The organism is Pedobacter kyungheensis (assembly GCF_000812965.1).
GTDB lineage: Bacteria > Bacteroidota > Bacteroidia > Sphingobacteriales > Sphingobacteriaceae > Pedobacter > Pedobacter kyungheensis.
Genome location: NZ_JSYN01000031.1, coordinates 37,147 through 61,346, shown reverse-complemented (window position 1 = coordinate 61,346; position 24,200 = coordinate 37,147). Strand labels below are relative to the sequence as shown.

Below are 24,200 nucleotides of genomic sequence, written 5' to 3'. Positions count from 1 at the left end.
TTCCGTGCCTCCGTGGCTAGAATATTGCAGTTTTTTTACCAAAAAGTACACAAAGAAAAGCACAGCGCTCACAGAGCAATATGCCTTCATGCTCTCTGTGTAAAGCTCGGTGCCCTCGGTGGTAAAATTTAGCAAAGTTTTTGATCGAAAAGCTATTCTAGTCGTCATTCTGCCGTATGCCAGAATCTCTCTTTTTTAACCAGAATCCGAGGCCGTATCAGCCTTATTGCTTAGTGTACTTTGCGACTTCGTGGTTTAAACCTTAAAGAGGTAATTACGTTTGCATGCTTTGCGGTTAAATTAAAAATAAATACCTTTAAAAAGCTTAACGCGTTTACTATGAAAAAACTTACTATTTATATTTTATCATTCCTTATTGTTGGCTTTACGGCTTGTAAAACCAAAACCACCATAAATCAGGAAGAAGCAGGCGAAGTAATTACCGATTACCTGAAAGCAAATCCCGAGTATAAAACCACACGCTTTAACTTTGGTGAAATCAAGTTCAACAGCACCAACGATATGTTTGAGCTGGGAAAATATAAAACGCTGGCCAGCAAAGGGCTGGTAACACTCGATTTAAAAACAGCCAAAAAGAAATTCCTTTCAAAGGATAGCAGCTTTGTTTACCAGATTACGCTAACCGACAAAGCAAGTCCGCTGGTATTGAAACAAGACCGCGATAAAGCTACTGTTAAAGTGGTAGAATATGTATTGGCAGATGAGAAACCGGTCGATTTCTCGCAGGTAAACTCGAGCACGGCCAAGGTTACGGTATCTTTAAAAATGGTAACTACCGATTTTGAGCCTTTTGATAAAGACGCAAATAAGAACAGCAACTTCATTACCAAGACCTATAAACTAAAACTGAGTAAAGATGAAGGCTGGAAAGTGCAACAGTAGGGGAAAGACTAAAGCTTAAAGCAAGAATAATCCAAGTAAGTACTGTATAATAATCTGGCTCAATGAGATGAAAAAAGCCATTCTGCTATTATTGTTGTCCGGAATATTATATTCAGCTTTTGGACAATCCTTTTATGATGATAACCGGCTTGATCCTACTTTGGTGAAAGTTAAAAATTTACTCGAAAAATGTTTGGCTGGTACTAATGTCAGGAATTTAGAGAGCTCTTTTAAGATACAATCGAATAAAAACATTAATAGATATGAGCTGATAAGTGACATTAACCAAATGTTACCGGAAACTAAAATAGCCTTGCTCAATATTCAACTGAATAAGTCTTTAAAAGGACAAAAATCGCTTAGATTAGAGGGAGGTGTTTTCTTTGATGATTACTTAGATAGTGCTTTGGTTTATGTTAAGTATTTCCATCCAGACACGGTTTATGAATTTATTTCTATGGCAGATCCCCCGCGGCCTAGAGAAGGGTATGAGAAATTTTCAAAAGACCTCAATGATGTAATTAAAGCCAAAATCAAAGCTGGAAAAATTTCAAAAGACAGCTTAGCCAAGGTTAATTATATCGAATTTAATGTTGGCAGAGGAGGGATGTTTAAGAGAACCATTCAGAATAGTTTAAATAAAGAGCTGGATAGTTTTTTTATAGCAAAAAAAAGTTTTACAAATGGAATTTTCAGTGGAAGATTAATTGAAATTAAAGTTGCCTTTGTACTGTTTAAAAACTATTTGTTTAACGATGGATCCTGGCCGGAACAATCAATAAATAACCCCGGCTATGTAGATTATGGTGGGGAATGGGCTCGTGTGAAGTTGATTACCCCATTTGATGCTTGTGAAGAAACTTTTTACAGCGACAAGCTGCCAAACCAAAACTCCGAACTACGTGCAGTGGTATCGATGGTTTTTGACGATGTTTTACGAAAATATATAAGACCGGTGATACACTTTGGCGATATTAAAGAAACCAATCAGCTGGTTGAAGATCTGAAATCTGTGCACCGTAACAATTTAGGATATATTGGGAATAGAATTTATTTCTATCGCGAAAAATAGCGGACTGATAAAGTAACTCTGCAATCATGGTTTCTTGCTGTTGCTTCGTTTTTAAACCCGGTAGCAGCGGAAATCCTTTTACAAACCTTATAGGTTTAAATGTTACTGTTGAAAGTTAGCACCTATAAGGTTTAGGTAAAAGATTGCAGCGGATAACGGGAACAAATTTAAATTTCAGTACTGCCCGTGCTTTCCAAACTAATATCCCATTTGCTTAAAAAGGACAAACGTTTGTCTTTTGGCTCATGCATAAAATCTACTGTTTTTGTAGCTTTTAACTTGAATAAGATGCCTTTTTTACACTGATATATAGCGAAATAAAGCTGCGTTTTTGTTACCTTTGCACGCAAATTTATTATTCATACCGCATGAGCTTAAATATCCATTACAAGGAAGATTTTCAAAATCGCCATATTGCTCCTAATGAGGCTGATACAGCCGAAATGTTGCACACTGTTGGCGTTAATTCTATTGATGAGCTGATTGAACAAACTGTTCCGACGGCAATTAGGTTAAAACAACCGTTAAATTTGCCGGCAGCAAAGTCAGAAACTGAATATCTTGGTGCTTTAAAACAAACTTCATTGTTGAATAAAGTTTTCAAAAGCTTTATCGGTCAAGGTTATTATGATACCATTACTCCGGGTGTAATTTTACGTAACGTATTCGAAAACCCAGGATGGTATACCCAATATACGCCATATCAGGCAGAGATTGCACAGGGCCGTTTACAGGCTTTATTAAATTTCCAAACCATGGTTATCGATTTAACCGGAATGGAAATTGCCAATGCATCGTTATTAGATGAAGGTACAGCTGCAGCTGAAGCAATGTTTATGCAGTACAGTACGCGTAAAAATCAGGCGGCTAAGAAATTTTTTGTTTCTGAATTGCTTTTTGCCCAAACCATCGATATTTTAAAAACACGTGCCAATCCTTATGGCATTGAGCTGGTAATTGGCAGTCATTTGGATTTCGTAGCTACCGAAGATTTCTTTGGTGCTATTGTGCAGTATCCTGCTGGTAACGGTGAGGTTTTCGATTACAAAAACTTTGCTGCTGAATTACATAACTTAAATATTAAATTAACGGTTGCTGCCGATATTTTAAGCTTAACCTTATTAACGCCTCCGGGCGAGTGGGGTGCTGATATTGTGGTAGGTACTACACAACGTTTCGGTATTCCGATGGGTTTTGGTGGTCCGCATGCTGCATTTTTTGCTACTAAAGAAGAATATAAACGTTCAATCCCGGGCCGTATTATTGGTGTAACCATCGATAGCCATGGCGATTACGCTTTGCGTATGGCTTTGCAAACCCGCGAGCAACACATCCGCAGAGATAAAGCAACTTCAAATATTTGTACTGCACAGGCATTACTGGCAATTATGGCTGGTTTCTATGCTGCATATCACGGTCCGAAAGGCTTAAAAGCCATTGCTGAGCGTACACATGGTTTAGCGATCAGTTTGGCTACTACCTTGAAAAATTTAGGTTACGAGCAGTTAAATTCAGCTTATTTCGATACGATTCGTTTTGATTTAGGCGATTTAAAAGGTGGTATTCATGCTTACTGCCTGGATAACGAAATCAACCTGAACTATGTAGGTAACACAGTTACCATTTCGGTTGATGAAACGACTACTTTTGAAGATATTACTTTAATTGCCAAAATCTTTGCAAGGGCTAAAGGCTTTGCAGGCGATCAGGTAGAAGTGGTTGAAAATGTAGAAACAGTAATCCCTGAAGCTTTACAACGTACTTCGGCTTATTTAACACACCCTATCTTTAACGCACACCACTCAGAGCACGAGATGTTGCGTTACATTAAATCTTTAGAGGCAAAAGATTTATCGCTTTGCCACTCGATGATTGCTTTGGGTAGCTGTACCATGAAATTAAATGCAACTGCCGAAATGATTCCGGTTACCTGGTCTCACTTTGGTCGCATTCACCCTTTTGCCCCGGCAGATCAGGTATTGGGTTATTATTCAGTTTTCAATGAACTGGATAAATGGTTAAGCGAAATTACCGGTTTTGCTGCCATGAGTTTGCAACCTAATGCAGGTGCGCAAGGCGAGTATGCCGGTTTAATGGTTATCCGCGCTTATCACCATGATAGAGGCGATTTCCACCGTAATGTGGCTTTAATCCCGGCTTCGGCACACGGTACCAACCCTGCTTCTGCGGCGATGGCCGATATGAAGATTGTGGTGGTTAAATCGTTAGAAAACGGTAACATCGATGTAGAAGATTTAAAAGCTAAAGCAGAACTGCATAAAGATAACCTTTCGTGTTTAATGGTAACTTATCCATCAACGCACGGGGTGTTTGAAGAAAGTATCATCGAAATCTGCGAAACCATTCACGCTAACGGCGGACAGGTTTACATGGATGGTGCAAATATGAACGCTCAGGTTGGTTTAACCAGCCCGGCTAATATTGGTGCCGATGTTTGTCACTTAAACTTACATAAAACTTTCTGTATCCCTCACGGTGGTGGAGGTCCTGGTATGGGCCCAATTGGTGTGGCTAAACACCTGATTCCTTACCTTCCTGGTCACGCTGTAGTGGATATCGATAAAGGAAAATCTATTTCTGCGGTTTCATCTGCACCTTGGGGATCAGCATCGATTCTGATCATTTCTCATGCTTATATTGCCATGATGGGTGCTGAAGGTTTAACCAATGCAACTAAATATGCGATTTTAAACGCCAACTACATGAAAGCGCGTTTAGAGCAACACTTCCCGGTACTTTATTCAGGTGCTCAGGGTCGTTGTGCACACGAAATGATTTTAGATTGCCGTGCTTTCAAAGCTTTCGGTATCGAAGTAACTGATATTGCCAAACGTTTAATGGATTATGGTTTCCATGCACCAACGGTTTCGTTCCCGGTTGCGGGTACTTTAATGGTTGAGCCTACAGAATCGGAACCTAAACATGAGTTAGACCGTTTCTGTGATGCCTTAATTGCTATCAGAAATGAAATTACCCAGGTAGAAAACGGTACTTTAGATAAAACAGATAACCCGCTTAAAAATGCACCTCACACGGTTTCGGTAATTACTGCAAATGAGTGGGAGCATGCTTATAGCCGTCAAACTGCTGCGTTCCCGCTGCCTTATGTGTTAGAGCGTAAGTTCTGGCCTTCGGTTGGTCGTGTTAACGATAGCCATGGCGATAGATCATTAATCTGTGCTTGTCCGCCGGTTGAGAGCTATTTGGAAGAGATTGTGCCTTAAGGTTTAGGGTTTAGGGTTTTCCTTGCCATAGCCAAAAACAATTGCCCGTTATTGCGGGGAGGTTTTTCAGGCGATGAAGCCTGTCTGCTACAAGGCAGGCAATCTCATTAGATATGTTAGCAGGTTTTATGGATTTACTTCATAAAACCTGCTTTTTTTTATGCCTGTAAAACAGGAATGTTATTTATCTAGCAGCAAGCCATCCGAATTTACGTTGTAGCCTTGTATTTTGATCTGGTCGTTTTCTGCAGTTAATGTAACCGTTTCTTTTGATTGGTATTTTGTTCTTTCTACCACGTAGTAAAGCACGTAATTTGCAGATGGATTGGTACCTTTTACCACCTTCGATTCCCAGTGATCGAGCTTTTCGCTTTTAATTTCGCCTAACTTATTTAAGGCTCCGTTTAAATAATCGTTTAATTTTTCGGCGCTGGTTGCAGCTTTGAATTTTGTGCTCAATAGTGGATCTACTTTTTGAAAGTCCTTTTTCTGAAGCAATTCGTAAAACTGATCAGCCACTTTCTCTGCGTCTTTTTTATCTTCTTCGCGGTTGATGTAGCTACTGTTAACATTACAGCTAGTGGCGGTAAAAAGCAAAGTGGTTAAACACAGTGCGGCATAAATTTTATTCTTCATTTCTAGCGTTATTGATTTGGTTTAAATATAGGGTTTAATGTAATAGGCTGTGTAGTTAATGCATGATAGTTGGGAGATAGTGGTTAGGTCATCCCCCTGCCCCCTTCAAAAGGGGGACAAGATTTGCTTAAAGTGCTTTGTGCAGTGCTTGCAGGTGTTAGTTTTATGCTTGCAGGTACTGGTTTTATGCTTGCAGGTGCTGGTTTTATGCTTGCAGATGCTGGTTTTATGCTTGCAGGTGCTAGGTTTATGCTTGCAGGTGCTAGGTTTATGCTTGCAGGTACTAGTTTTATGCTTGCAGGTGCTAGTTTTATGCTTGCAGGTGCTAGGTTTATGCTTGCAGGTGTTGGTTTTATGCTTGCAGGTGCTAGGTTTATGCTTGCAGGTGCTAGGTTTATGCTTGCAGGTGCTGGTTTTAGTTGGGTCTATTCAATAAACTGTGTCAAAAGGAAAATTAATAACTTTAAACACAGGAATTATGTCAGATCAACAAGAAGAGAATCGTTTCAATTATAAAGAATTTGAAGCTTCAGCCTTAGAGCAGTTACGTTCAGGTAAACCACTTGAGGGCAAAGATGGGGTATTGGCGCACTGAGCACTGTTCGTTTTCTACTTAAACGCCCCGAAGTGCCATAAAATTCCCGATGGATCGTGAAGGAAACACTCACTGCCCCAATCTTCGTGACGGACAGGTGTAAGTTTTACGTTTTTATATTTGCCGGGTAAATCGAGGGCAAGCAATTCGGTATAATAACGGTCTGCATCGTCAACCTCCATAAAAATCATGGTGTTATCGATCCAGTCTTTTACATAAGCGTTCTGGAGGTAAAAAGCCAGGTTACCAGTTTTAAAGACAGACATTTGTGGACCCAGCGTAGTTTCTTCGAAACCCAGGTCGCGGTAAAAGCTTCTTGATATTTCAAAATCTTTTGCACCAATAAAGGGGCGGATGGATGTTGCTTTGTGGTTCATCTCTTTACTTCTTATTAAATGTGTTTATTGCTGTATAGTTTGCCTCCTGCAATTGATGTCGGTGCAAAGATAAATATAGCTAAAAGTGACTAAGGATGGACTGGGTTAACTTACCCAATTTTCAAACTGGATAAATTCTTCCCAACCTTTATCCGTTTTTTTATAAATACAGGTGTTTCCCTCACCGCATAAATTGCCACATCTGTAACCATATTGAAAAATGCAAAAAGTGCCATTTCTGAAAAAAATAGGTTTGTGGAATTGATAATACCCATGAAGTCCTTTTTTATAGGCGTTATCCCAGCCTTTACCATTAAAAATCTGGCTTAAGCTATCATTGGTAATGGCTTTCGCAAAAGGTAGGATATGATCTGGAAGTGTTTGCGTTTTTATTTTCTCAATTGCACGAAGTACAGCTTTTTTCTCGTTTTTAGTGTAGATTAGTTCATTTATCAGATGGTTATACTTATAGCCCTTTAAAGTATCTTTATCTAGAGATTTCTTTAGTTCCTGAACAATACCTTCTGAGTTTTTGTCAACATAAAATATCTCTTTGTCTTTGATTTGAAGTTTTTTGGTGAAAAACCAGGTCAAAAATTGTTTTTCTTTACTTGAAATGTTTTGGGCCGAAGCTGCCAGATTAAACATGGTAGCCAACATGAGGAGAATCGTTATTTTTTTCATGTCTTTAAGATGTGAAAGATAGTGTTATTCCATAAAATTAATGTTCCTGGTATGATTAAGTCGAATAAATATTTAATTCACATTAAAAAGTAAACAAATTAAACCTTTATTATAAATCTGCAGTCAATAGAATGATTTTAAATAAAACCGATTATTTTTGAAAAACTTAACATAGGTCAATAACAACAGCTAAAAGCTTGATCTATATTTGTATCAAATTAAAAAACCAGAAAATGAAATTAAAAATCTCTTCAATCTTTTTATTAGTAGCAGTTGTTGCTTTATCAGCTTTTAAAAACCCTGCTAAACCAGTTACTTATACTGTAGATGCAGCAAAATCGACCATTACTTGGGTTGGTAAAAAAGTAACCGGTTCTCACAACGGAACAATCGCTTTACAATCAGGTTCACTTGCTGTTAATGGTAAAAGTGTAACTGGTGGTACTTTCACCATCGATATGAACTCAATCAAAGATGCTGATGGTAGCGCTAAATTAGAAGGTCACTTAAAAGCTGACGATTTCTTCGGTGTGGCTAAATTCCCAACTTCTACTTTCGTAATTACTAAAGTAGCGGGTAGCGGTGCTAACGTAACTGTATCAGGTAACTTAACTATTAAAGGTATTACTAAACCACTAAGCTTCCCTGCAACTGTAACGGTTAATGCTGATGGTACTGTTTCTGCTTTAGCTGGTAAAATTGTAGTTGACAGAACTAAATATGATATCAAATATGGTTCTAAATCATTCTTCGATAGCATTGGTGATAAAGCGATTAACGATGAGTTTGAATTAGCTGTGAAATTAGTAGCTAAAAAATAATCCCCATCCCTCCACTGAATGGGAGGGCTTGAAAAGCTAAAAGCCCTGGCAGTTTGCCGGGGCTTTTTTAGTTGTGCTAACTTTTACCACAGAGGGCACTGAGTTTTACACAGAGAGCACGGAGATTAGATTGTGTGCTTTGTGTGCTCGGTGGTAAAAAAGAGATTCTGGCCTGCGCCAGAATGACGACCTGGTTTGGCCACGGATGCACGGAAAACACGGAATGTTTTAAATATTGCTCTGTTCGCTCAGTGCTTTTCTCTGTGGGCTCTGTGGTTAAAAAAAAAAGATTTTGGCCTGCGCCAGAATGACGGTTGGAGTAGCTTTGTGGTTAAAATGTTGTTAACTTTTACCACAGAGGGCACTGAGTTTTACACAGAGAGCACGGAGATTATTAGTTTGTGTGCTTTGTGTCTTTCTTTGTGTGCTCGGTGGTTAAAAAAAGAGATTCTGGCCTGCGCCAGAATGACGGCCTGCTTTGGCCACGGATGCACGGAAAACACGGAATGTTTTAAATATTGCTCTGTTCGCTCAGTGCTTTTCTTTGCGGGCTCTGTGGTTAAAAAAGAGATTCTGGCCTGCGCCAGAATGACGATCTGCTTTGGCCACGGATGCAGGGAAAACACGGAATATTTTAAAAATTGCCCTGTTCGCGCTGTGCTTTTCTTTGCGGGCTCTGTGGTTAAAAAAGAGATTCTGGCCTGCGCCAGAATGACGATCTGCGTTGGCCACGGATGCAGGGAAAACACGGAATATTTTAAAAATTGCTCTGTTCGCTCTGTGCCTTTCTTTGTGGGCTCGGTGGTAAAAAAGAGATTCTGGCCTGCGCCAGAATGACGGCAATGGGGATCCCGAATATGACATTCCGCGCCCTTTGCGCCTTCTCTTTGCGTACTTTGCGGTTAAAAATTAGAAAATCTACCTTATTTTAAACCCACCATCAATTTCATCTACAAAGCCGGTAGCCACACTTTTACCGTGGTAAAATAAACATTCCCAGTTTTCGGCTGCTGCTCTTTTACCGTATGCTTTGCGTAGTTCCATAGCCTTTCTACCATCGAAATCATATTTGGCAATAAAATTTTTAATCAGTTCTTCAGGCTCTGGCAAAACATCGCCACCAAAAAATACCTTTTGTTTGCCTTCTGTTAAAAGGAAAACCTGATGGTTAGGGCAGTGTGCACCGGTAAATTCGTAAGCAATGGTTTCATCAATAGCTCCATCGCCCTCCACAAATGTTAACTGGGCATTGCGTTGTACAAATTCGAAAATATCGGCATGATACGAAGTGGATGTACTGCTAAAGGCGGTTTCCCATTCGCCACGGTTAATAATATGTTCAGCATCGGGGAAACTCAGTTCGGTTTTGTTGCCTAACTGATGAATCATACCACCAGAGTGATCGTAATGTAAGTGCGACATTAAAACCTTGGTTACATCGGTAGGATCGAAACCTGCATTCCGGATATTTTTATGTAAAATCAATTCGCCATGATCGTCGCTAAAACCTAAACCGGTATCGAAAAGAATCAGGTCGTTTTTGAGCTCAACCAAAAAAGGTTGTACGTTGATAAACAGCGAAGCGGGTCTGTCTTTAAAATGGTGTATGGCTGGATCGAAAGGAACAAATTTCTTTGTGGCATCAACCGAATAGGTTCCTTCGTATAGGGTGTGGACTTGCAAAATTTAAATCTTTAATGTTTCTGCAAAGGTAACAATCTAAATAACAGTATTTGTTTTAGTAAAAGCTTGGATACTTCCTTTTTTTGTAAAATATCATTGCTAAATTTCGGGGAAATTATCCTTTATGAACATTCGCGTTTTATTTCTTTTATTAGCTTTTAGTTTTTCTACCCGCCTGAGTGCGCAGCAACGTCCTAATGTAATCATTGTGTTGGCCGATGATATGGGTTATGCCGATATTTCCTGTTATGGAAGCCCGCTAATTAAGACGCCATTTTTAGATGGGATGGCAGCAAAAGGAATCAAAGCAACGAATTTTGTAACCACCTCGCCAACCTGTACCCCATCGAGAGCATCGTTGCTTACGGGCAGGTATTGCAGCCGGATGGATTTACCAAGGCCAATAGGTCCGGGTGAGAAGGCAGGGATACCTGAAGATGAAATTACGATTGCACAAATGCTTAAACAATCAGGCTACGCAACAGCATTGGTAGGTAAATGGCATCTGGGAGATCATGGTGTTTCGTTGCCAAACAAAAAAGGTTTCGATGAATTTTACGGTCTGCTGTATAGTCACGATTACCGGGCGCCTTACGTAAAAACCGATACTACCATTAAAATTTTCAGAAATACGAAGCCCGAAATTTATAAACCGCACGATAGCATTTTAACGAGCTCATATACGCGCGAATCGATTTCTTTCATTAAGAAAAATGCAGCAGCGAAAAAGCCATTTTTTCTGTATCTGGCGCAAAATATGCCGCATTTACCGGTTGCCTTTGCCGCACAAAAGAGCCGTAAAACACCTTCGGCGGGTGGCGAGTTGGGCGATGTAATTGAAGATATGGATGCCGGCCTGGCACAAATCTGGAAACAGGTGGTTGCTTCCGGACAAGCCGATAACACGATTTTTATTTTTACCAGTGATAATGGCCCATGGATTAATGCTCCTGCGCGGATGTATCAGGATGGTTTTACCAAATTTTACCATGTGGGTTCGGCAGGTGTTTTCAGGGGATCGAAGGGAATCTCTTATGAAGCCGGTCACAGGGTGCCGTTTATTGTTTACTGGAAAGGTCATACCCTTAGCGATACGCAGTTGACCAAGCCCATTTCGAACCTGGATGTTTTGCCTACGCTGGCCGACTGGACCAAGACAAAGCTTCCGCAAAGGGTTTATGATGGCGAATCTATTGCTGCTTTGCTAACGACCAAAAACCACAATAAGCCGCACCGCCCGATTTATTACCACAATTACGTTTTAGAAGGGGTAAAGGATGGCGATTGGAAACTGCGGATTACCAAAAATGATAATAAGGAACTTACGGAGTTGTATAACCTTTCGTGGGATCCCGCTGAACGGGTGAATCTTGCCGATGATGCAAAATATGCAGCACAGAAGGAACACTTAATGAAGCTTTACCAGGAATATCCGGGTAACTCGAAGTAAGGTCGTTTTATTTTCTCCCGCAGATTTAAGGAAATGGCGCAGATATAGTTGCTATTATTTAAAATCTGCGCTTTCTGCGTGATCAGCGGGAAACAGATTTGCTAATTTTCTCCCGCAGATTTAAAGGATTAATACGCAGATATAATTGATGATTTTGTTGTTTAAGATCTGCGCTTTCTGCGTGATCAGCGGGAAATAGGTGTGCTATTTTCTTCCGCAGATTTAAGGAAATGGCGCAGATATAGTTGCTATTATTTAAAATCTGCGCTTTCTGCGTCATCAGCGGGGAACGGGCGTGCTATTTTCTCCCGCAGATTTAAGGGATTAATACGCAGATATAATTGATGTTATTTAAAATCTGTATCCTTTTCTGCTTCATCAGCGGGAAATAATGTTTGTTGAAATGCTATCAAAAAGGCCTTAGATTAGATTTGTGACACCAGAACTTTCGTTATCTAAGGATTCGTGCCGTCATATCCAATTAAAATGTATATTTACTGTTCGGAAACAGAATAAATGGAAAAAAGATGGGTGCTTGCATCAAATTGTGATGATGCTACGATAACTACGATTGCAGAACAACTGAATATAGATCGCTCTCTGGCGCAAATATTGGTACAAAGAAATATTTGCGACTTCGATCAGGCCAAAGATTTCTTCAGGCCGGATTTGGATCACCTGCATAATCCTTTCTTAATGAAAGATATGGATGCTGCAATAGCCAGGATCGAAACTGCTTTGGCAAATCATGAAAAAATCCTGATATATGGCGATTATGATGTAGATGGTACAACTTCAGTAGCCCTGGCTTTCAGTTTCTTTTCTCAGTTAACCTCAAACATTGAATATTATATCCCCGACCGTTATTTAGAAGGTTACGGCATTTCCACAGCTGGTATAGATTATGCCAGTGAAAATGGCTTCTCGTTAATTATTGCGCTCGATTGCGGGATAAAATCTATCGACAAAATTGATTATGCCAATACTTTAGGCATCGATTTTATCATTTGCGATCACCACTTACCGGGAGATGAGCTTCCTAAGGCAATTGCTGTTTTAGATCCGAAAAGGGCAGATTGTCCTTATCCGTTTAAAGAACTGGCAGGCTGCGGTATAGGTTTTAAACTGGCGCAGGCGTATGCTCAAAAACACCAGCTGCCTAAAGAAAGTTATTTGCAGTATTTGGATCTGGTGATGATCAGTATTGCTGCCGATATTGTACCCATTGTTGGGGAGAACCGTATTTTGGCACATTATGGTTTGAAAAAATTAAATACCAACCCTTGCGAAGGTTTGCGCGCATTGATGGAAGTTTCGGGCAAGACCGAAAATTACACCATTACAGATGTGGTTTTTACACTCGGTCCGCGGATAAATGCTGCAGGTAGAATAGACCATGCCAAGCATGCGGTAGCCATGTTGCTTTGCCAGGTTGATGGCAATGCTTTGGAACAGAGCGAGCTGATTAACCTGAAAAACACCGAACGTAAAACTTACGATCAGGATATTACCCGCGAAGCATTGGCTTTAATCGGAGATAGTGAAATACTGATTAACAGAAAAACCACTGTGGTATTTAACGAGAACTGGCATAAAGGGGTGATTGGAATTGTGGCTTCGCGCTTAACGGAGAAATATTACCGCCCAACTATCGTGCTCACCAAATCAAATGGTCATGTGGCAGGTTCGTGCCGTTCGGTAGTGGGGTTCGATTTATACGAGGCCCTGAGTGGTTGTGCGGATTTATTGGATCAGTACGGAGGACATAAATTTGCAGCAGGCTTAACCATGCAGGAGCATAATGTAAATGCCTTTGCAGATAAGTTTGAAGAAATTGTAGCGGCAAGCATTACCGAAGAGTTGTTAACCCCGATGATTAAAATCGATGCCGAGATAGAACTGGCGCAGATTGATGGTAAGTTCTACCGGGTTTTGGCGCAGATGGGGCCATTTGGGCCAGAAAACATGGCGCCGGTTTTTGTTACCCATGGGGTATATCTGGCACAACACGCCATGGCTGTTGGTGCAAATCACTTAAAAATTAATGTAAAACAACAAAATTCGCCTATTTTTGAGGGCATCGCATTTGGTTTGGGAGAATTTCAAAACCAATTGCTGCCAAGAGTACCTTTTTCTATTTGTTATACCATTGAAGAAAATGTGTGGCGGGATAAGAAGCGTTTGCAACTGAATATTAAAGGAATAAAAGTTAATTAATTAAACTTTAATAAACCTCGCAGGTTTAATTTGGCATAGCCGTTTTAAAAACCTGCGAGGTTTAGTGTAGAGATATATGATACTAAGAGCCGAAAATCTGGTTAAAAAATATAAACAGCGTACTGTTGTAAACAACGTTTCGTTTAACGTAAACCAGGGCGAAATTGTGGGTTTGCTGGGACCGAACGGGGCGGGTAAAACTACTTCGTTTTATATGATTGTGGGATTGATTAAACCCAACGAAGGGCGTATTTTTTTAGAGGAGGAAGATATTACCGAAGATGCTATGTACCGCAGGGCACAAAAGGGAATCGGTTATCTTGCCCAGGAAGCATCAGTTTTTAGGAAACTTACTGTTGAGGATAATATTCTTGCCATTCTGGAGATGAGCAACATGAGTAAGGAAGAACAAAAAGATAAACTCGAAGAATTGATTAATGAGTTTAGCTTGCATAAGGTGCGCAAAAACCGTGGCGATTTATTGTCGGGTGGGGAGCGTCGCCGTACAGAAATCGCCCGTGCTTTGGCTGCAAACCCGAACTTTATTTTACTGGATGAGCCATTTGCCGGGGTAGACCCCATTGCGGTAGAAGAAATACAGAGTATTGTGGCTAAACTGAAAACCAAAAATATCGGTATTTTAATCACCGACCACAACGTACAGGAAACCCTTTCGATTACCGATAGGGCTTATTTGCTCTTTGAAGGGAAAATCTTAGAGCAAGGGGTACCAGAGGTACTGGCCGAAAACGAGATGGTAAGAAAAGTATATTTGGGATCGAACTTCGTGTTAAAACGTAAGAAATTCGATGTTTAATTTTCAGGTTAGGGATAAATTATTGTCTACCACAAACAAATTTTAATTTTGGGTGTTGCCTAAACTTTATGCTTAAACAAATTACTGTAAACCCAGGTGCTGTAGATAAAAGAATAGCAACTTTTGATCAAATGATATTCATTAATTTTAACCATTAAGATGGCAATTGTAAATTCGATTTTTACCTGGTTAATGAAAAAGCGGATCCACCAGATTGAGCTTTTTATGAAATATCCGCATGATGTTCAGGAAGAATGGTTCCATACGCTGATTGATAGTGCCGAAAATACCGAATGGGGTAAATTGTACGATTATAAAACCATTTTAACGGTACAGCAATATCAGGAACGCGTTCCCATCCAGAATTACGATACTTTAAAGCCCTATATTGAGCGCATGCTCAATGGCGAGCAGAATATCCTTTGGCCATCAGATATCAGGTGGTTTGCAAAATCATCAGGTACCACTAGCGATAGGAGTAAATTTATACCGGTTTCTGAAGAAAGCCTTGAAGAATGCCATTTTAAGGGTGGTAAAGACATGCTTTCTATTTACTGCAACAACCGGCCCGATAACCAGATGTTTACCGGTAAAAGCCTGGTTTTAGGTGGCAGCCATCAGGTAAACCAATTAAACGAAGATTGTTTTTATGGCGATTTATCGGCTGTATTGATTAAAAACCTGCCCATCTGGGCCGAGTTTTACCGTACGCCCGATATGTCTATCGCTTTGATGGACAACTACGAAATTAAAATGGATAGGATGGCCGAGGCGACTATCAACGAAAATGTAACCAGTATTTCGGGCGTACCTACCTGGACGATCGTACTGGCTAAAAAAGTGCTCGAACTTACAGGCAAAAGCAATTTGCTCGAAGTTTGGCCAAACCTCGAAGTGTATATTCATGGTGCTGTAAACTTTGCGCCTTATCGTGAGCAGTTTAAACAGCTCATCCCATCGGCAGATATGTATTATCTGGAAACCTACAATGCCTCTGAAGGCTTTTTTGGGATCCAGGATCAGGACGATTCGGATGAAATGTTATTGATGCTTGATTATGGCATTTTCTATGAATTTATTCCGATGGAACACATTGGAGAAGAAAATCCGAAAGCGCTGGTTCTGGGCGAAGTGGAGCTGCATAAAAACTATGCAATTGTAATTTCTACCAATGGTGGTTTGTGGCGCTATATGATTGGCGATACGATTCAGTTTACCTCACTGGCCCCTTATCGCATTAAAATTACCGGGCGTACCAAACACTTTATCAATGCGTTTGGCGAAGAGGTTATTATCGATAATGCCGAACAGGCCTTAACCAAAGCCTGCCAGGAAACGGGTGCCGAAATTAAAGACTATACTGCCGGTCCGATTTATTTTAAAGGGGAAAAAGCAGGAGGCCACGAATGGATTATTGAGTTTGATAAACAGCCCGATGATTTTGAAAAGTTTGTAGACATTATGGATCAAACCCTGCGCGAGGTAAATTCTGATTATGATGCCAAGCGCTTTAAAGATATGGCATTATGTAGACCAAAAGTACACAATGCACCTGCACATACCTTTTACAACTGGTTAAAAGCTAAAGATAAACTGGGCGGTCAGCATAAAGTACCACGTTTAGCTAACGAGCGGAAGTATGTGGAAGATATTCTGGAGATGATGAAATCAGCTTAATTTTGGTGAATTTCATTTAAATGTGTCAGTCTGAGCTTGTCGAAGACCATACGATGGCATTTCGACAAACTCAGTGTGACAGTTTTATAATTAATAACGCAACTCAACAATGAAAAACATCCTATTTCTTATTTTAACGCTGGTATTTTCCGTAGTTCAATCAAAAGGCCAGGTAAAAGAGAGTTACAAAGCGCAGATTGCGTATAAAATTGTAGAAACATCGCCAAGATGTCAGCAGTTAACCAAAGGTTTGGGCGAAAGGGTGAAAAAAAATGGCGGCATTTCGTACGGTTTTATGCTCGAGAGCAGTCCTAATCCTCGAACGGATCTGTCAGGCAGCTATTCCAAAACCTATAATTTTAGCCTGCACCAAAATTATCCGGATAGGCTGATGGTTACCAACTATTTCGTGTTCGATCCTAAAAAAAAGCAGTTATACGAAAATGATGTCTTAAATGGCAAATTGATACCCATACCTTTCGATAAAAAGTTACTGGCGCTCTTTAACAAAAAATAAATGAAAAGGATCAGCTATAAACAGGTGGCCTGGCTATTGTTTTTTGCCTACTTTTTTATGCTGATGGTGCAGATCACTTTACGCTATATCCCTTTTAGTAGCGAGGCTTCTTTTCTTCAGATCAAACAAACCGAAGTAACCGGAATTAGCGCATACCTGCCTGTTTTCTACATCCACGTGTATAGTGCCATATTTGTTTTACTGGCTGGCTTTACACAGTTTAACCCTAAAATACTTGCAAAATATCCTAAAATCCATCGTTTACTGGGTTACCTGTATGCGGGTGTGGTTTTAATTTTGGCAGCACCTTCGGGTATTTTTATCGGCTGTTTTGCCAATGGTGGCTTAATGGCTAAAACTTCGTTTGTTATTTTAGGTGTTTTGTGGTTTTGGTTTACATTCAAGGCAGTGCAACTCATTCTCAACCGGAAAATAAAAGCACATAAAAAAATGATGTACCGTAGTTTTGCCCTGGTAACTTCGGCCATAACATTAAGGCTTTGGAAAGTTATTTTAGTATATTTATTTCATCCTGCCCCAATGGATGTTTACCAGATTATTGCCTGGCTGGGCTGGATCCCCAATTTATTACTCGCCGAATGGCTTATTAAACGGAAAATAATTTAATTGATGAAAAGAATCTTCTTATTAGCGCTGCTCCCATTTTTGATGCTTTCTTGCAGGGAAAACAAAAAAACAAATGCACAAAAACAAGCTGGCGGTATAGCACAGCAGGAAATCCACAAAGAGCTGTATGGCTTTTGGGTGGGCGATTTTTACACGCAGGATGAATTGGAATACGATGGCGATATGACAGATGCGGTGAAAAAACTGAATATCAACATTAAAAAGATTACAAAAGATACTGTTATTGCACAAAGCGTGGTTTCGGGTAACAGCCGGCCATTATTGGGTAAACTATCTGATGATGGAGGTAAAATTACGTTTGTTTTAGATGAACCCGGAAGTGAAAAATACGACGGGAAATTTGAAATTACACTGGTTGGCGATACTTTAATTGGTAAATGGAATGCCTATAAAACAGCACTGAAATGGCCGGAGAAACAGTTTAAATTATTGAAAAAAGCCTTTGTTTATAACGCCAGTTTGATGTTGCCCACAGAGGCCAGTTATGTAGACTGGAGCGATCATAAAATGGTTGAACATTTAGATACCCTCGAAGATGGAACCATCGATTCGTTAGGTGCCAATGCTTTTTACAGAAGTGCGTCTGATCAGATTTTTAAGTTAAATGCTTCTACAGTTTTATTAAATGAGGCTGATTTAAAGAATTTGCGAAAACTCGATTTGCAGATTATCAAAAACACCATTTTCGCGCGTCACGGTTATGCTTTTAAAAAGCAGACTTTCCGTAATTTTTTCGATCCTGTTGAGTGGTACGTACCGGTTAAAAACAATGTTGATAACGATTTAACGGCAATAGAAAATAAAAATATCAAGTTATTAGATCGCTTTACCAAATATGCCGAAGACAATTACGATGCTTTTGGCCGTTAATTTGTAATAGATTGAGCATGAAATTGAACAGGCAAAAAATATTGGATTTCTTTAAAAAATCGCAAAGCAAAGCTACAGTGATTTTGAACGATAAAACCAGGGCCAGTAAAACCATAAAGGATGCACTGGGCAAGGCTGTAACCAATAAAGGTGATCTGGAAGGCGTTTGGGCAAAACTGGTATTATTGTTTGCCGTATCTAAAGATTATGTAAACGGCAGCTATACCGAAATCCCCAAACGATCAATCGTTGCCATTTTGGGTGGACTCGTTTATTTCCTGTCGCCCATAGATGTGATTCCTGATTTTGTGCCGGCATTAGGTTTTATTGATGATATTTATATCTTAAACCTGGTGTACAGGCAGGTGCTTAAAGATCTGGAAAAATATAAAGCCTGGAAAGATGCACAGGGAAAAATAATTGATATTGATGGCTCACCCGCATAAAAGCTTTTTAGATTGGTTGGGTGGGCATTTGCTAAGTTGTCCGTTTAAATCCCAATTCGGAATCGATTGCCCCGGCTGTGGTTTACAACGATCGGTATTGGCTTTGCTAAAGGGTAATTTAATCGATTCTTTTCGCTTTTATCCGGCAACCCTTCCTTTAATTTTTATTGTACTTTTTACAATTCTCCACCTTAAATTCGACTTTAAATTTGGCGCCCAGCTAATTAAAATCGTTTTTGCAGGTATTGCAGTAATTGTCCTAATCAATTACATTTACAAAATATACAATCACCAACTACTAAGTTAAACACCTACTCATGTCAGAAGAACAGGAAAACCCGCAAGAAAATAAACCTATTGATCTTTCTAAGAACGAGGAATCAACTGTGCAGCCTATCAACGAAGGGCCGGTAACACCACCTCCATTTCAACAACCGCCACCTTTTCAGCAGCCACCTCCATTCGGACAATTTGGAGGAATGGGACAACAAAATTTACCCAACTCAACAGCTGCCCTGGTATTGGGTATTTTATCTATTCCGGGGTGTTGCTGTTATGGTCTCGGCTTAATTTTTGGGATAGTTGCATGGGTTTTAGCTGCAGGCGACATTAAGAAATACAGGCTTAACCCGAATTTATACGCCATTTCATCTTATAAAAATACCAAGGCCGGAAAGGTTTGTGCCATAATCGGCTCTATATTGAGTTTACTTTATATCATTTGTATTATTTTAATGATAGCTGTATTTGGTTGGGCTGCTTTGAGAGACCCTGAATTGATGAAAGAACTGCTAAGAGAGAAAGGCTTAGGTAATTAATTTTACCTTAAAAATATAAACCGGATGGTACATGCCATCCGATTTTCTTATTTTTGTAGCGTTCAAATTGTAAATAATAAACTCATTATAATGTATCCAGAATATTTAGTAGAACCTATGCGTAAGGAATTAACGAACGCAGGTTTTCAGGAATTAAAAAACGCAGCAGATGTAGATCAAGCCATTAAAGGCGAAGGAACTGTGTTAGTTGTGGTAAACTCGGTTTGTGGTTGTGCGGCAGCAAATGCACGCCCTGCAGCAAGAGCAGCAGCAGCACACGAAAAACACCCTGATAAATTGGTTACTGTTTTTGCAGGTATGGAAAAAGAAGCTGTAGATCAGGCCAGAAATTACATGATGCCTTTCCCTCCATCATCGCCGGCTATGGCTTTATTTAAAGATGGTAAATTGGTACACATGATAGAACGTCACCAGATTGAAGGCAGACCAGCGCAAATGATTGCTGAGAACCTGATTGGTGCTTTCGAACAATACTGTTAGTAAGATTACGCCGATTTGGTGGATTACACAGATATTTAGATTACACTGATTGACATAACACTAATCAGTGTAATCTCCTTAAATCTATAAATCGGTGCTATTAAAAGTCTTTATTGAGCAATTTCTCCAGCTCACCGAACGAAACGTTCATTCTTACCCGGCCTTGTTTGGCATACGAAATTTCTCCTGTTTCTTCCGAAATAATTACTGCTACAGCATCCGTAGTTTCAGAAACACCGATACCGGCCCGGTGTCTTAAACCAAATTGTGCGGGTAACTGATCGTTATCTGTTAAAGGTAAAATACAGCTTGCACTTTTAATTTTGTTCTCAGAAATTACTACAGCGCCATCGTGCAGCGGGCTGTTTTTCTGGAAAATACTTTCTAATAACCGCTTGGATATTTTGGCATCAACCAACTCACAGCTATTGGCAAAAAACTGTTCGTCGTAAAATTTAACAAACACAATCAACGCACCTGTTCTGGTTTTTTTCATGCTTTTGCAGGCATCGATGATGGGTTTTATCCGCGTTAGGTTATTTCGTTCAATTTCTTTGCGGCCAAATAAATAACCCCACCAGGCCTTGTTTTTCTGTAAAAAGGCATTTTTACCAATGAGCAGCAGGAAGCGCCTGATTTCGGGGTGAAAAATAACAATGAGGGCAATAATACCCACACTCATGAATTTATCGATGATGGTGGTCAGCAATTTCATGTTCAGCGCATCTACCACCCGGTAAAATATGGCAATAATGAGCATACCCACAAGCAGGTTTACGGCGAGGGTATTGCGGATTAGTGTGTACACATAATAAATTAACAGTGCCACCAGCACAATATCTACCACATCGGTAATGGTGAATTTTACAAAGTCGAAATCTAATCCTTTCATTATGGGCAAGATAGTAAAACAGTTTCTATATTGGTTAACTGTATAAATCGTTTAATTGGTTAATTGTTGGGATTAGGTTAATTGTTCAAAGCGTTTAATTAGTTAATGGCCTTGAAAACCTAATTTTTTAAAATTGATTTACGTAAAGCATTCAATTTGTTGGTTAATTCATCTAGTTTAAGTCTGTATGCAACGTATTCTTCTTCACTAATGTAATCGAGGTCATAAGCACCAATAATGTGGTTAATTGTTTCTATCGCACTTGAATAAGCAATGGTTATAAAATGAGCTTTGTCCTTTGGTGTAACTCTGGCTGAACCTTCTGCTAAACAATCACCAATACTGCTTGCAGATCTTTTAAGTTGGCTTGTTAATCCAAATATTTCTTCTTTAGGGAATTTTCTGGTCAAATGGTAAATGTCTTTTCTAAACATTCTTGCTTTTTGCCAGGTTTCTAGTTTTTCAAAGGAATAAATATGCATCGTAATTAAGTTTAGGTTAATCAGGGGATGATATCAAATATAAGCGATAGATTGTTAATTAACCAGTAGGTTGTGTTTTATCAATTTAAACAATTAATAACCAACTATGCCCGGTCAATTAACCAGTTTAACCAGTTAACCAATTAACCCAACATTTCCACCAACCGCACACACTCTACGGCCTCCTTTACATCGTGTACCCTTAAAATTCCTGCGCCTTTTTGGAGGGCGATGGTATTCAGTACCGAAGTGCCATTCAACGCTTCAGCTGCGTTAGTGCCCAATGTTTTATAAATCATTCCTTTGCGCGAAAAACCAACAAGCACCGGAAGTTTAAAAATCCGAAAAGCCTCCATCTGGTTTAGTAACTCGTAATTGTGCGCAATGGTTTTTCCGAAACCAAATCCTGGGTCGATAATCACATCGTGGATGTGCAATGCTTTCAGTTCTGCTACTTTTTTAGCCAGATAATCTACAACTTCCAGCGTTACGTTTTCGTACACCGGGTTTTGCTGCATGTTTTGCGGCGTGCCCTGCATGTGCATAATCATGTAAGGTACCTGCAATCTGGCGACGGTTTCGAACATCAGCTCGTCCATGTCGCCTGAGGCAATATCGTTAACAATATGCGCACCAGCCTGAATGGTTGCCTCGGCTACTTTGGCCCTGAAGGTATCAATGGAAAAAATGGCTTCTGGAAAAGCTTCGTATAAACTAGCCACTACCGGTACCAGCCGATCTATTTCTTCCTGTTCGGAAATATTCTTTGCACCAGGCCTTGAAGAATAACCGCCAATATCGATAAACGTGGCACCTTCGGTCAGGTATTGTGCTGTTTTGGCCAGGGCCTCATCTATAGATTTTGTTCTGCTGTTGCTGTAAAAAGAATCGGGTGTGATGTTGAGAATTCCCATCACTTTTGGGCGACTTAAATCGATAAGCCTACCCTTTATATTTAAGCTTTGCTTGGGCTCAAAAAAGTTTTTTTCTGCCATAATAAACCCTTTCGGGATTTGGGTTTCGCTTTAAAAATGTATCTTTAGCTTTTGTTTTTCACGACAAAAATACACTAAAAACTAAATAAATATTGGCTTTGGCACAAACAAATACGGCTACAGAATTTGATGAAGTGATTGCAGTTTGCAGATCATTATTTTTAAAGAAAACGAAAGATTATGGTACGGCCTGGCGGATATTGAGGCCAAGCTCTATCACTGATCAGATTTTTATCAAAGCCCAGCGCATTCGCACTTTGGAAGAAAAAAAAGTAAGTAAAGTAGGCGAGGGCGTAACTTCAGAATACATTGGCATAGTGAACTATTGCATTATTGCCATGATGCAGCTCGAGCTTACCGAAAACGATCCGAATGAAATGCCTTTTGAAACTGTTGAAAAGTTATTTGATGAAAAAGTTACCGAAACCAGGGATTTAATGTTTGCCAAAAACCACGATTATGGAGAGGCCTGGCGCGATATGCGCATCAGCTCGCTTACCGATCTGATTTTAATGAAAATTTTCAGGGTTAAACAAATCGAAGATAACGAAGGACAGACCCTGGCATCAGAAGGGGTAAAAGCAAATTATCAGGATATGTTGAATTACTCGGTTTTCGCCCTGATTAAACTGGGGGTTAAATAAGTTTCCACTTAAGCATAGCCATTAAATATTATTACGACTGAAAAACAGATTATACCGATGCAAAACGTACTTTTAAGATTCTCCAGATTTTTTGTTGGCGCTTTATTTATCTTTTCCGGCTTAATCAAAGCCAACGATCCACTGGGTTTTGGCTATAAACTGCAGGAGTATTTCGAGGTTTTTCACATGGGCTTCCTGAACGGAATGGCTACCGGTATTGCTATTTTACTGTGTACCCTCGAAATTGTTTTAGGGGCTTTGTTGTTATTGGGTTTCTGGAGCAAAAAAGTAGCCTGGGGATTGCTGTTGCTCATCATTTTCTTTACGTTGTTAACCTTTATTTCGGCAGCATTTAAAGTGGTAACCAGCTGTGGTTGCTTTGGCGATGCCATTCCGCTTACCCCATGGCAATCGTTCAGTAAAGATTTGATCTTGCTGGTATTGATTCTCATCATCTTTGCCAAAAAGGAGCTAATTCAGCCTTTATTTAAAAAGGAAGCTACTCAACGTAACATTGCTTTGGCAGTAACGATCATATCTTTGGGCTTTGGCCTGTATACTTACAATGTGTTACCGGTTATGGATTTTCTGCCTTATAAGGTAGGTGCACATATTCCTTCATTAATGGTGATCCCTCCGGGAGAAAAGCCTGATGAGTTCGAAATCATGTATCACCTTAAAAATAAGAAAACCAATGCGGAAAAAGACATGAGCGATAAAGCCTATCTTAAAACCGAAATCTGGAAAGATAACAATTGGGAAATTATTGGCGAGCCAACCAAAAGGCTGGTAAAGAAAGGTTATGAGCCTAAAATCAAGGATTTGGTAATTACCGATGCTTCAGGAACTGATTATACTAAAGAACTGATCGAAAATCCTTACTACAGTTTAATTTTTGTAGCCTACGATCTTAAAAATACGAACGAAAGTGCCATTGGTAAATTAAATGCGATTGCCATAAACGCTACGCAGCAGTTTAACATCCGTACGGTTTTATTAACCTCCAATTCGGCACAGGATGCAGAGGCTTTTATCAAAAAGAATAACTTGTTTTCTGAAGTTTTTTATGCGGATGCCGTGCCCTTGAAAAGTATGGTAAGGGCTAACCCAGGTGTACTGCTGTTGAAGAACGGAGTGGTAATTAATAAATGGCACTATCACAATGTGCCTACTTTTGACCAGTTGAGCAGGAAATATTTCGATAAGTAAA

The 24,200-nt window shown here is 39.7% G+C and carries 26 protein-coding genes; 19 read left to right on the top strand and 7 right to left on the bottom strand.

The genetic code is table 11. The annotated features are described in order from the left end of the window. Nucleotides 1-339: 339 nt before the first annotated feature. The 3 genes from OC25_RS22190 to gcvP all read left to right on the top strand — a co-directional run bounded on the left by OC25_RS22190 (nucleotide 340) and on the right by gcvP (nucleotide 5,220). Complete coding sequence (locus OC25_RS22190) at nucleotides 340-903, top strand: hypothetical protein (protein ID WP_156131557.1); 564 nt, start codon at nucleotides 340-342, stop codon at nucleotides 901-903. A gap of 67 nt (nucleotides 904-970) precedes the next feature. Beyond that, nucleotides 971-1,975, top strand: a complete 1,005-nt coding sequence (locus tag OC25_RS22185) for a hypothetical protein (RefSeq protein ID WP_039480788.1) — start codon at nucleotides 971-973, stop codon at nucleotides 1,973-1,975. Nucleotides 1,976-2,343: 368 nt separating this feature from the next. Next, nucleotides 2,344-5,220 (top strand): aminomethyl-transferring glycine dehydrogenase, encoded by a 2,877-nt coding sequence (gene gcvP, locus OC25_RS22175; RefSeq protein ID WP_039480780.1) that lies wholly within the window; start codon nucleotides 2,344-2,346, stop codon nucleotides 5,218-5,220. A 180-nt stretch (nucleotides 5,221-5,400) separates the two neighbouring features. On the opposite strand, the gene OC25_RS22170 is transcribed toward gcvP, so the two are convergent. After that, the gene (locus OC25_RS22170; RefSeq protein WP_039480777.1) at nucleotides 5,401-5,856 is read right to left on the bottom strand and encodes a hypothetical protein; all 456 of its coding nucleotides are present in this window, start codon (nucleotides 5,854-5,856) and stop codon (nucleotides 5,401-5,403) included. A 123-nt stretch (nucleotides 5,857-5,979) separates the two neighbouring features. Here OC25_RS22170 and OC25_RS22165 point away from each other — a divergent pair, with 123 nt between their 5' ends. Continuing rightward, entirely contained in the window at nucleotides 5,980-6,372 is a 393-nt protein-coding gene (locus tag OC25_RS22165) for a hypothetical protein (protein ID WP_156131556.1), read from the top strand. Nucleotides 6,373-6,465: 93 nt separating this feature from the next. Here the strand turns inward: OC25_RS22165 and OC25_RS22160 are convergent, their stop codons facing one another. After that, nucleotides 6,466-6,828, bottom strand: a complete 363-nt coding sequence (locus tag OC25_RS22160) for a VOC family protein (RefSeq protein WP_039480770.1) — start codon at nucleotides 6,826-6,828, stop codon at nucleotides 6,466-6,468. A 105-nt stretch (nucleotides 6,829-6,933) separates the two neighbouring features. Next, nucleotides 6,934-7,512, bottom strand: a complete 579-nt coding sequence (locus OC25_RS22155) for a hypothetical protein (RefSeq protein WP_039480767.1) — start codon at nucleotides 7,510-7,512, stop codon at nucleotides 6,934-6,936. Between the two features lie 233 nt (nucleotides 7,513-7,745). Between OC25_RS22155 and OC25_RS22150 the strand changes: the two genes are divergently transcribed. Further along, on the top strand, nucleotides 7,746-8,333 hold the full coding sequence (locus OC25_RS22150; RefSeq protein WP_039480763.1) for a YceI family protein: 588 nt from the start codon (nucleotides 7,746-7,748) through the stop codon (nucleotides 8,331-8,333). 195 nt (nucleotides 8,334-8,528) lie between these two features. Then, on the top strand, nucleotides 8,529-9,170 hold the full coding sequence (locus OC25_RS28005; protein ID WP_156131555.1) for a hypothetical protein: 642 nt from the start codon (nucleotides 8,529-8,531) through the stop codon (nucleotides 9,168-9,170). An 81-nt stretch (nucleotides 9,171-9,251) separates the two neighbouring features. On the opposite strand, the gene OC25_RS22140 is transcribed toward OC25_RS28005, so the two are convergent. Further along, complete coding sequence (locus OC25_RS22140) at nucleotides 9,252-10,016, bottom strand: MBL fold metallo-hydrolase (protein ID WP_209435623.1); 765 nt, start codon at nucleotides 10,014-10,016, stop codon at nucleotides 9,252-9,254. A 124-nt stretch (nucleotides 10,017-10,140) separates the two neighbouring features. Here OC25_RS22140 and OC25_RS22135 point away from each other — a divergent pair, with 124 nt between their 5' ends. The 11 genes from OC25_RS22135 to OC25_RS22085 all read left to right on the top strand — a co-directional run bounded on the left by OC25_RS22135 (nucleotide 10,141) and on the right by OC25_RS22085 (nucleotide 19,977). Then, complete coding sequence (locus tag OC25_RS22135) at nucleotides 10,141-11,466, top strand: sulfatase-like hydrolase/transferase (RefSeq protein ID WP_039480752.1); 1,326 nt, start codon at nucleotides 10,141-10,143, stop codon at nucleotides 11,464-11,466. 516 nt (nucleotides 11,467-11,982) lie between these two features. Then, on the top strand, nucleotides 11,983-13,683 hold the full coding sequence (gene recJ / locus OC25_RS22130) for a single-stranded-DNA-specific exonuclease RecJ (protein ID WP_039480749.1): 1,701 nt from the start codon (nucleotides 11,983-11,985) through the stop codon (nucleotides 13,681-13,683). Nucleotides 13,684-13,759: 76 nt separating this feature from the next. Beyond that, nucleotides 13,760-14,500, top strand: a complete 741-nt coding sequence (gene lptB / locus OC25_RS22125; RefSeq protein WP_039480746.1) for an LPS export ABC transporter ATP-binding protein — start codon at nucleotides 13,760-13,762, stop codon at nucleotides 14,498-14,500. 159 nt (nucleotides 14,501-14,659) lie between these two features. Continuing rightward, nucleotides 14,660-16,177, top strand: a complete 1,518-nt coding sequence (locus OC25_RS22120; protein WP_039480741.1) for a GH3 auxin-responsive promoter family protein — start codon at nucleotides 14,660-14,662, stop codon at nucleotides 16,175-16,177. A gap of 109 nt (nucleotides 16,178-16,286) precedes the next feature. Then, nucleotides 16,287-16,694, top strand: a complete 408-nt coding sequence (locus OC25_RS22115; RefSeq protein ID WP_039480739.1) for a hypothetical protein — start codon at nucleotides 16,287-16,289, stop codon at nucleotides 16,692-16,694. Beyond that, complete coding sequence (locus OC25_RS22110) at nucleotides 16,695-17,321, top strand: DUF2306 domain-containing protein (RefSeq protein WP_039480735.1); 627 nt, start codon at nucleotides 16,695-16,697, stop codon at nucleotides 17,319-17,321. A 3-nt stretch (nucleotides 17,322-17,324) separates the two neighbouring features. Next, the gene (locus tag OC25_RS22105; protein ID WP_039480732.1) at nucleotides 17,325-18,212 is read left to right on the top strand and encodes a YARHG domain-containing protein; all 888 of its coding nucleotides are present in this window, start codon (nucleotides 17,325-17,327) and stop codon (nucleotides 18,210-18,212) included. 17 nt (nucleotides 18,213-18,229) lie between these two features. Further along, entirely contained in the window at nucleotides 18,230-18,658 is a 429-nt protein-coding gene (locus OC25_RS22100) for a YkvA family protein (protein ID WP_039480729.1), read from the top strand. Then, nucleotides 18,642-18,965 carry a DUF2752 domain-containing protein gene (locus OC25_RS28570; protein ID WP_052266390.1) on the top strand — a complete coding sequence of 108 codons (324 nt, stop codon included), beginning with the start codon at nucleotides 18,642-18,644 and terminating at the stop codon, nucleotides 18,963-18,965. The genes OC25_RS22100 and OC25_RS28570 overlap by 17 nt, the downstream gene beginning before the upstream one ends. Nucleotides 18,966-18,975: 10 nt before the next feature. Continuing rightward, complete coding sequence (locus tag OC25_RS22090; protein WP_209435622.1) at nucleotides 18,976-19,476, top strand: CCC motif membrane protein; 501 nt, start codon at nucleotides 18,976-18,978, stop codon at nucleotides 19,474-19,476. Nucleotides 19,477-19,566: 90 nt separating this feature from the next. Beyond that, nucleotides 19,567-19,977, top strand: a complete 411-nt coding sequence (locus OC25_RS22085) for a BrxA/BrxB family bacilliredoxin (RefSeq protein WP_039480726.1) — start codon at nucleotides 19,567-19,569, stop codon at nucleotides 19,975-19,977. A 100-nt stretch (nucleotides 19,978-20,077) separates the two neighbouring features. Here the strand turns inward: OC25_RS22085 and cdaA are convergent, their stop codons facing one another. The 3 genes from cdaA to folP form a co-directional block, all read right to left on the bottom strand. Continuing rightward, nucleotides 20,078-20,869: a diadenylate cyclase CdaA gene (gene cdaA / locus OC25_RS22080; protein ID WP_039480724.1), complete on the bottom strand. Its 792-nt coding sequence runs from the start codon at nucleotides 20,867-20,869 to the stop codon at nucleotides 20,078-20,080. Nucleotides 20,870-20,988: 119 nt separating this feature from the next. Next, nucleotides 20,989-21,351 carry a four helix bundle protein gene (locus OC25_RS22075; protein ID WP_039480721.1) on the bottom strand — a complete coding sequence of 121 codons (363 nt, stop codon included), beginning with the start codon at nucleotides 21,349-21,351 and terminating at the stop codon, nucleotides 20,989-20,991. Nucleotides 21,352-21,494: 143 nt separating this feature from the next. After that, nucleotides 21,495-22,346: a dihydropteroate synthase gene (folP, locus tag OC25_RS22070; RefSeq protein ID WP_039480717.1), complete on the bottom strand. Its 852-nt coding sequence runs from the start codon at nucleotides 22,344-22,346 to the stop codon at nucleotides 21,495-21,497. Nucleotides 22,347-22,444: 98 nt separating this feature from the next. On the opposite strand from folP, the gene OC25_RS22065 reads away from it, so the two are divergent. Further along, complete coding sequence (locus OC25_RS22065; protein ID WP_039480916.1) at nucleotides 22,445-22,990, top strand: DUF1599 domain-containing protein; 546 nt, start codon at nucleotides 22,445-22,447, stop codon at nucleotides 22,988-22,990. Nucleotides 22,991-23,047: 57 nt separating this feature from the next. Beyond that, complete coding sequence (locus tag OC25_RS22060; RefSeq protein WP_039480713.1) at nucleotides 23,048-24,199, top strand: BT_3928 family protein; 1,152 nt, start codon at nucleotides 23,048-23,050, stop codon at nucleotides 24,197-24,199. Nucleotide 24,200 lies beyond the last annotated feature (1 nt).

Bases quoted from the DNA above. Each gene is read 5' to 3' on its own strand.
- OC25_RS22190 (WP_156131557.1), top strand. From the start codon at position 340: ATGAAAAAACTTACTATTTATATTTTATCATTCCTTATTGTTGGCTTT.
- OC25_RS22185 (WP_039480788.1), top strand. From the start codon at position 971: ATGAAAAAAGCCATTCTGCTATTATTGTTGTCCGGAATATTATATTCA.
- gcvP (WP_039480780.1), top strand. From the start codon at position 2,344: ATGAGCTTAAATATCCATTACAAGGAAGATTTTCAAAATCGCCATATT.
- OC25_RS22170 (WP_039480777.1), bottom strand. From the start codon at position 5,856: ATGAAGAATAAAATTTATGCCGCACTGTGTTTAACCACTTTGCTTTTT.
- OC25_RS22160 (WP_039480770.1), bottom strand. From the start codon at position 6,828: ATGAACCACAAAGCAACATCCATCCGCCCCTTTATTGGTGCAAAAGAT.
- OC25_RS22155 (WP_039480767.1), bottom strand. From the start codon at position 7,512: ATGAAAAAAATAACGATTCTCCTCATGTTGGCTACCATGTTTAATCTG.
- OC25_RS22150 (WP_039480763.1), top strand. From the start codon at position 7,746: ATGAAATTAAAAATCTCTTCAATCTTTTTATTAGTAGCAGTTGTTGCT.
- OC25_RS22135 (WP_039480752.1), top strand. From the start codon at position 10,141: ATGAACATTCGCGTTTTATTTCTTTTATTAGCTTTTAGTTTTTCTACC.
- recJ (WP_039480749.1), top strand. From the start codon at position 11,983: ATGGAAAAAAGATGGGTGCTTGCATCAAATTGTGATGATGCTACGATA.
- lptB (WP_039480746.1), top strand. From the start codon at position 13,760: ATGATACTAAGAGCCGAAAATCTGGTTAAAAAATATAAACAGCGTACT.
- OC25_RS22120 (WP_039480741.1), top strand. From the start codon at position 14,660: ATGGCAATTGTAAATTCGATTTTTACCTGGTTAATGAAAAAGCGGATC.
- OC25_RS22115 (WP_039480739.1), top strand. From the start codon at position 16,287: ATGAAAAACATCCTATTTCTTATTTTAACGCTGGTATTTTCCGTAGTT.
- OC25_RS22110 (WP_039480735.1), top strand. From the start codon at position 16,695: ATGAAAAGGATCAGCTATAAACAGGTGGCCTGGCTATTGTTTTTTGCC.
- OC25_RS22105 (WP_039480732.1), top strand. From the start codon at position 17,325: ATGAAAAGAATCTTCTTATTAGCGCTGCTCCCATTTTTGATGCTTTCT.
- OC25_RS22100 (WP_039480729.1), top strand. From the start codon at position 18,230: ATGAAATTGAACAGGCAAAAAATATTGGATTTCTTTAAAAAATCGCAA.
- OC25_RS28570 (WP_052266390.1), top strand. From the start codon at position 18,642: ATGGCTCACCCGCATAAAAGCTTTTTAGATTGGTTGGGTGGGCATTTG.
- OC25_RS22090 (WP_209435622.1), top strand. From the start codon at position 18,976: ATGTCAGAAGAACAGGAAAACCCGCAAGAAAATAAACCTATTGATCTT.
- OC25_RS22085 (WP_039480726.1), top strand. From the start codon at position 19,567: ATGTATCCAGAATATTTAGTAGAACCTATGCGTAAGGAATTAACGAAC.
- cdaA (WP_039480724.1), bottom strand. From the start codon at position 20,869: ATGAAAGGATTAGATTTCGACTTTGTAAAATTCACCATTACCGATGTG.
- OC25_RS22075 (WP_039480721.1), bottom strand. From the start codon at position 21,351: ATGCATATTTATTCCTTTGAAAAACTAGAAACCTGGCAAAAAGCAAGA.
- folP (WP_039480717.1), bottom strand. From the start codon at position 22,346: ATGGCAGAAAAAAACTTTTTTGAGCCCAAGCAAAGCTTAAATATAAAG.
- OC25_RS22060 (WP_039480713.1), top strand. From the start codon at position 23,048: ATGCAAAACGTACTTTTAAGATTCTCCAGATTTTTTGTTGGCGCTTTA.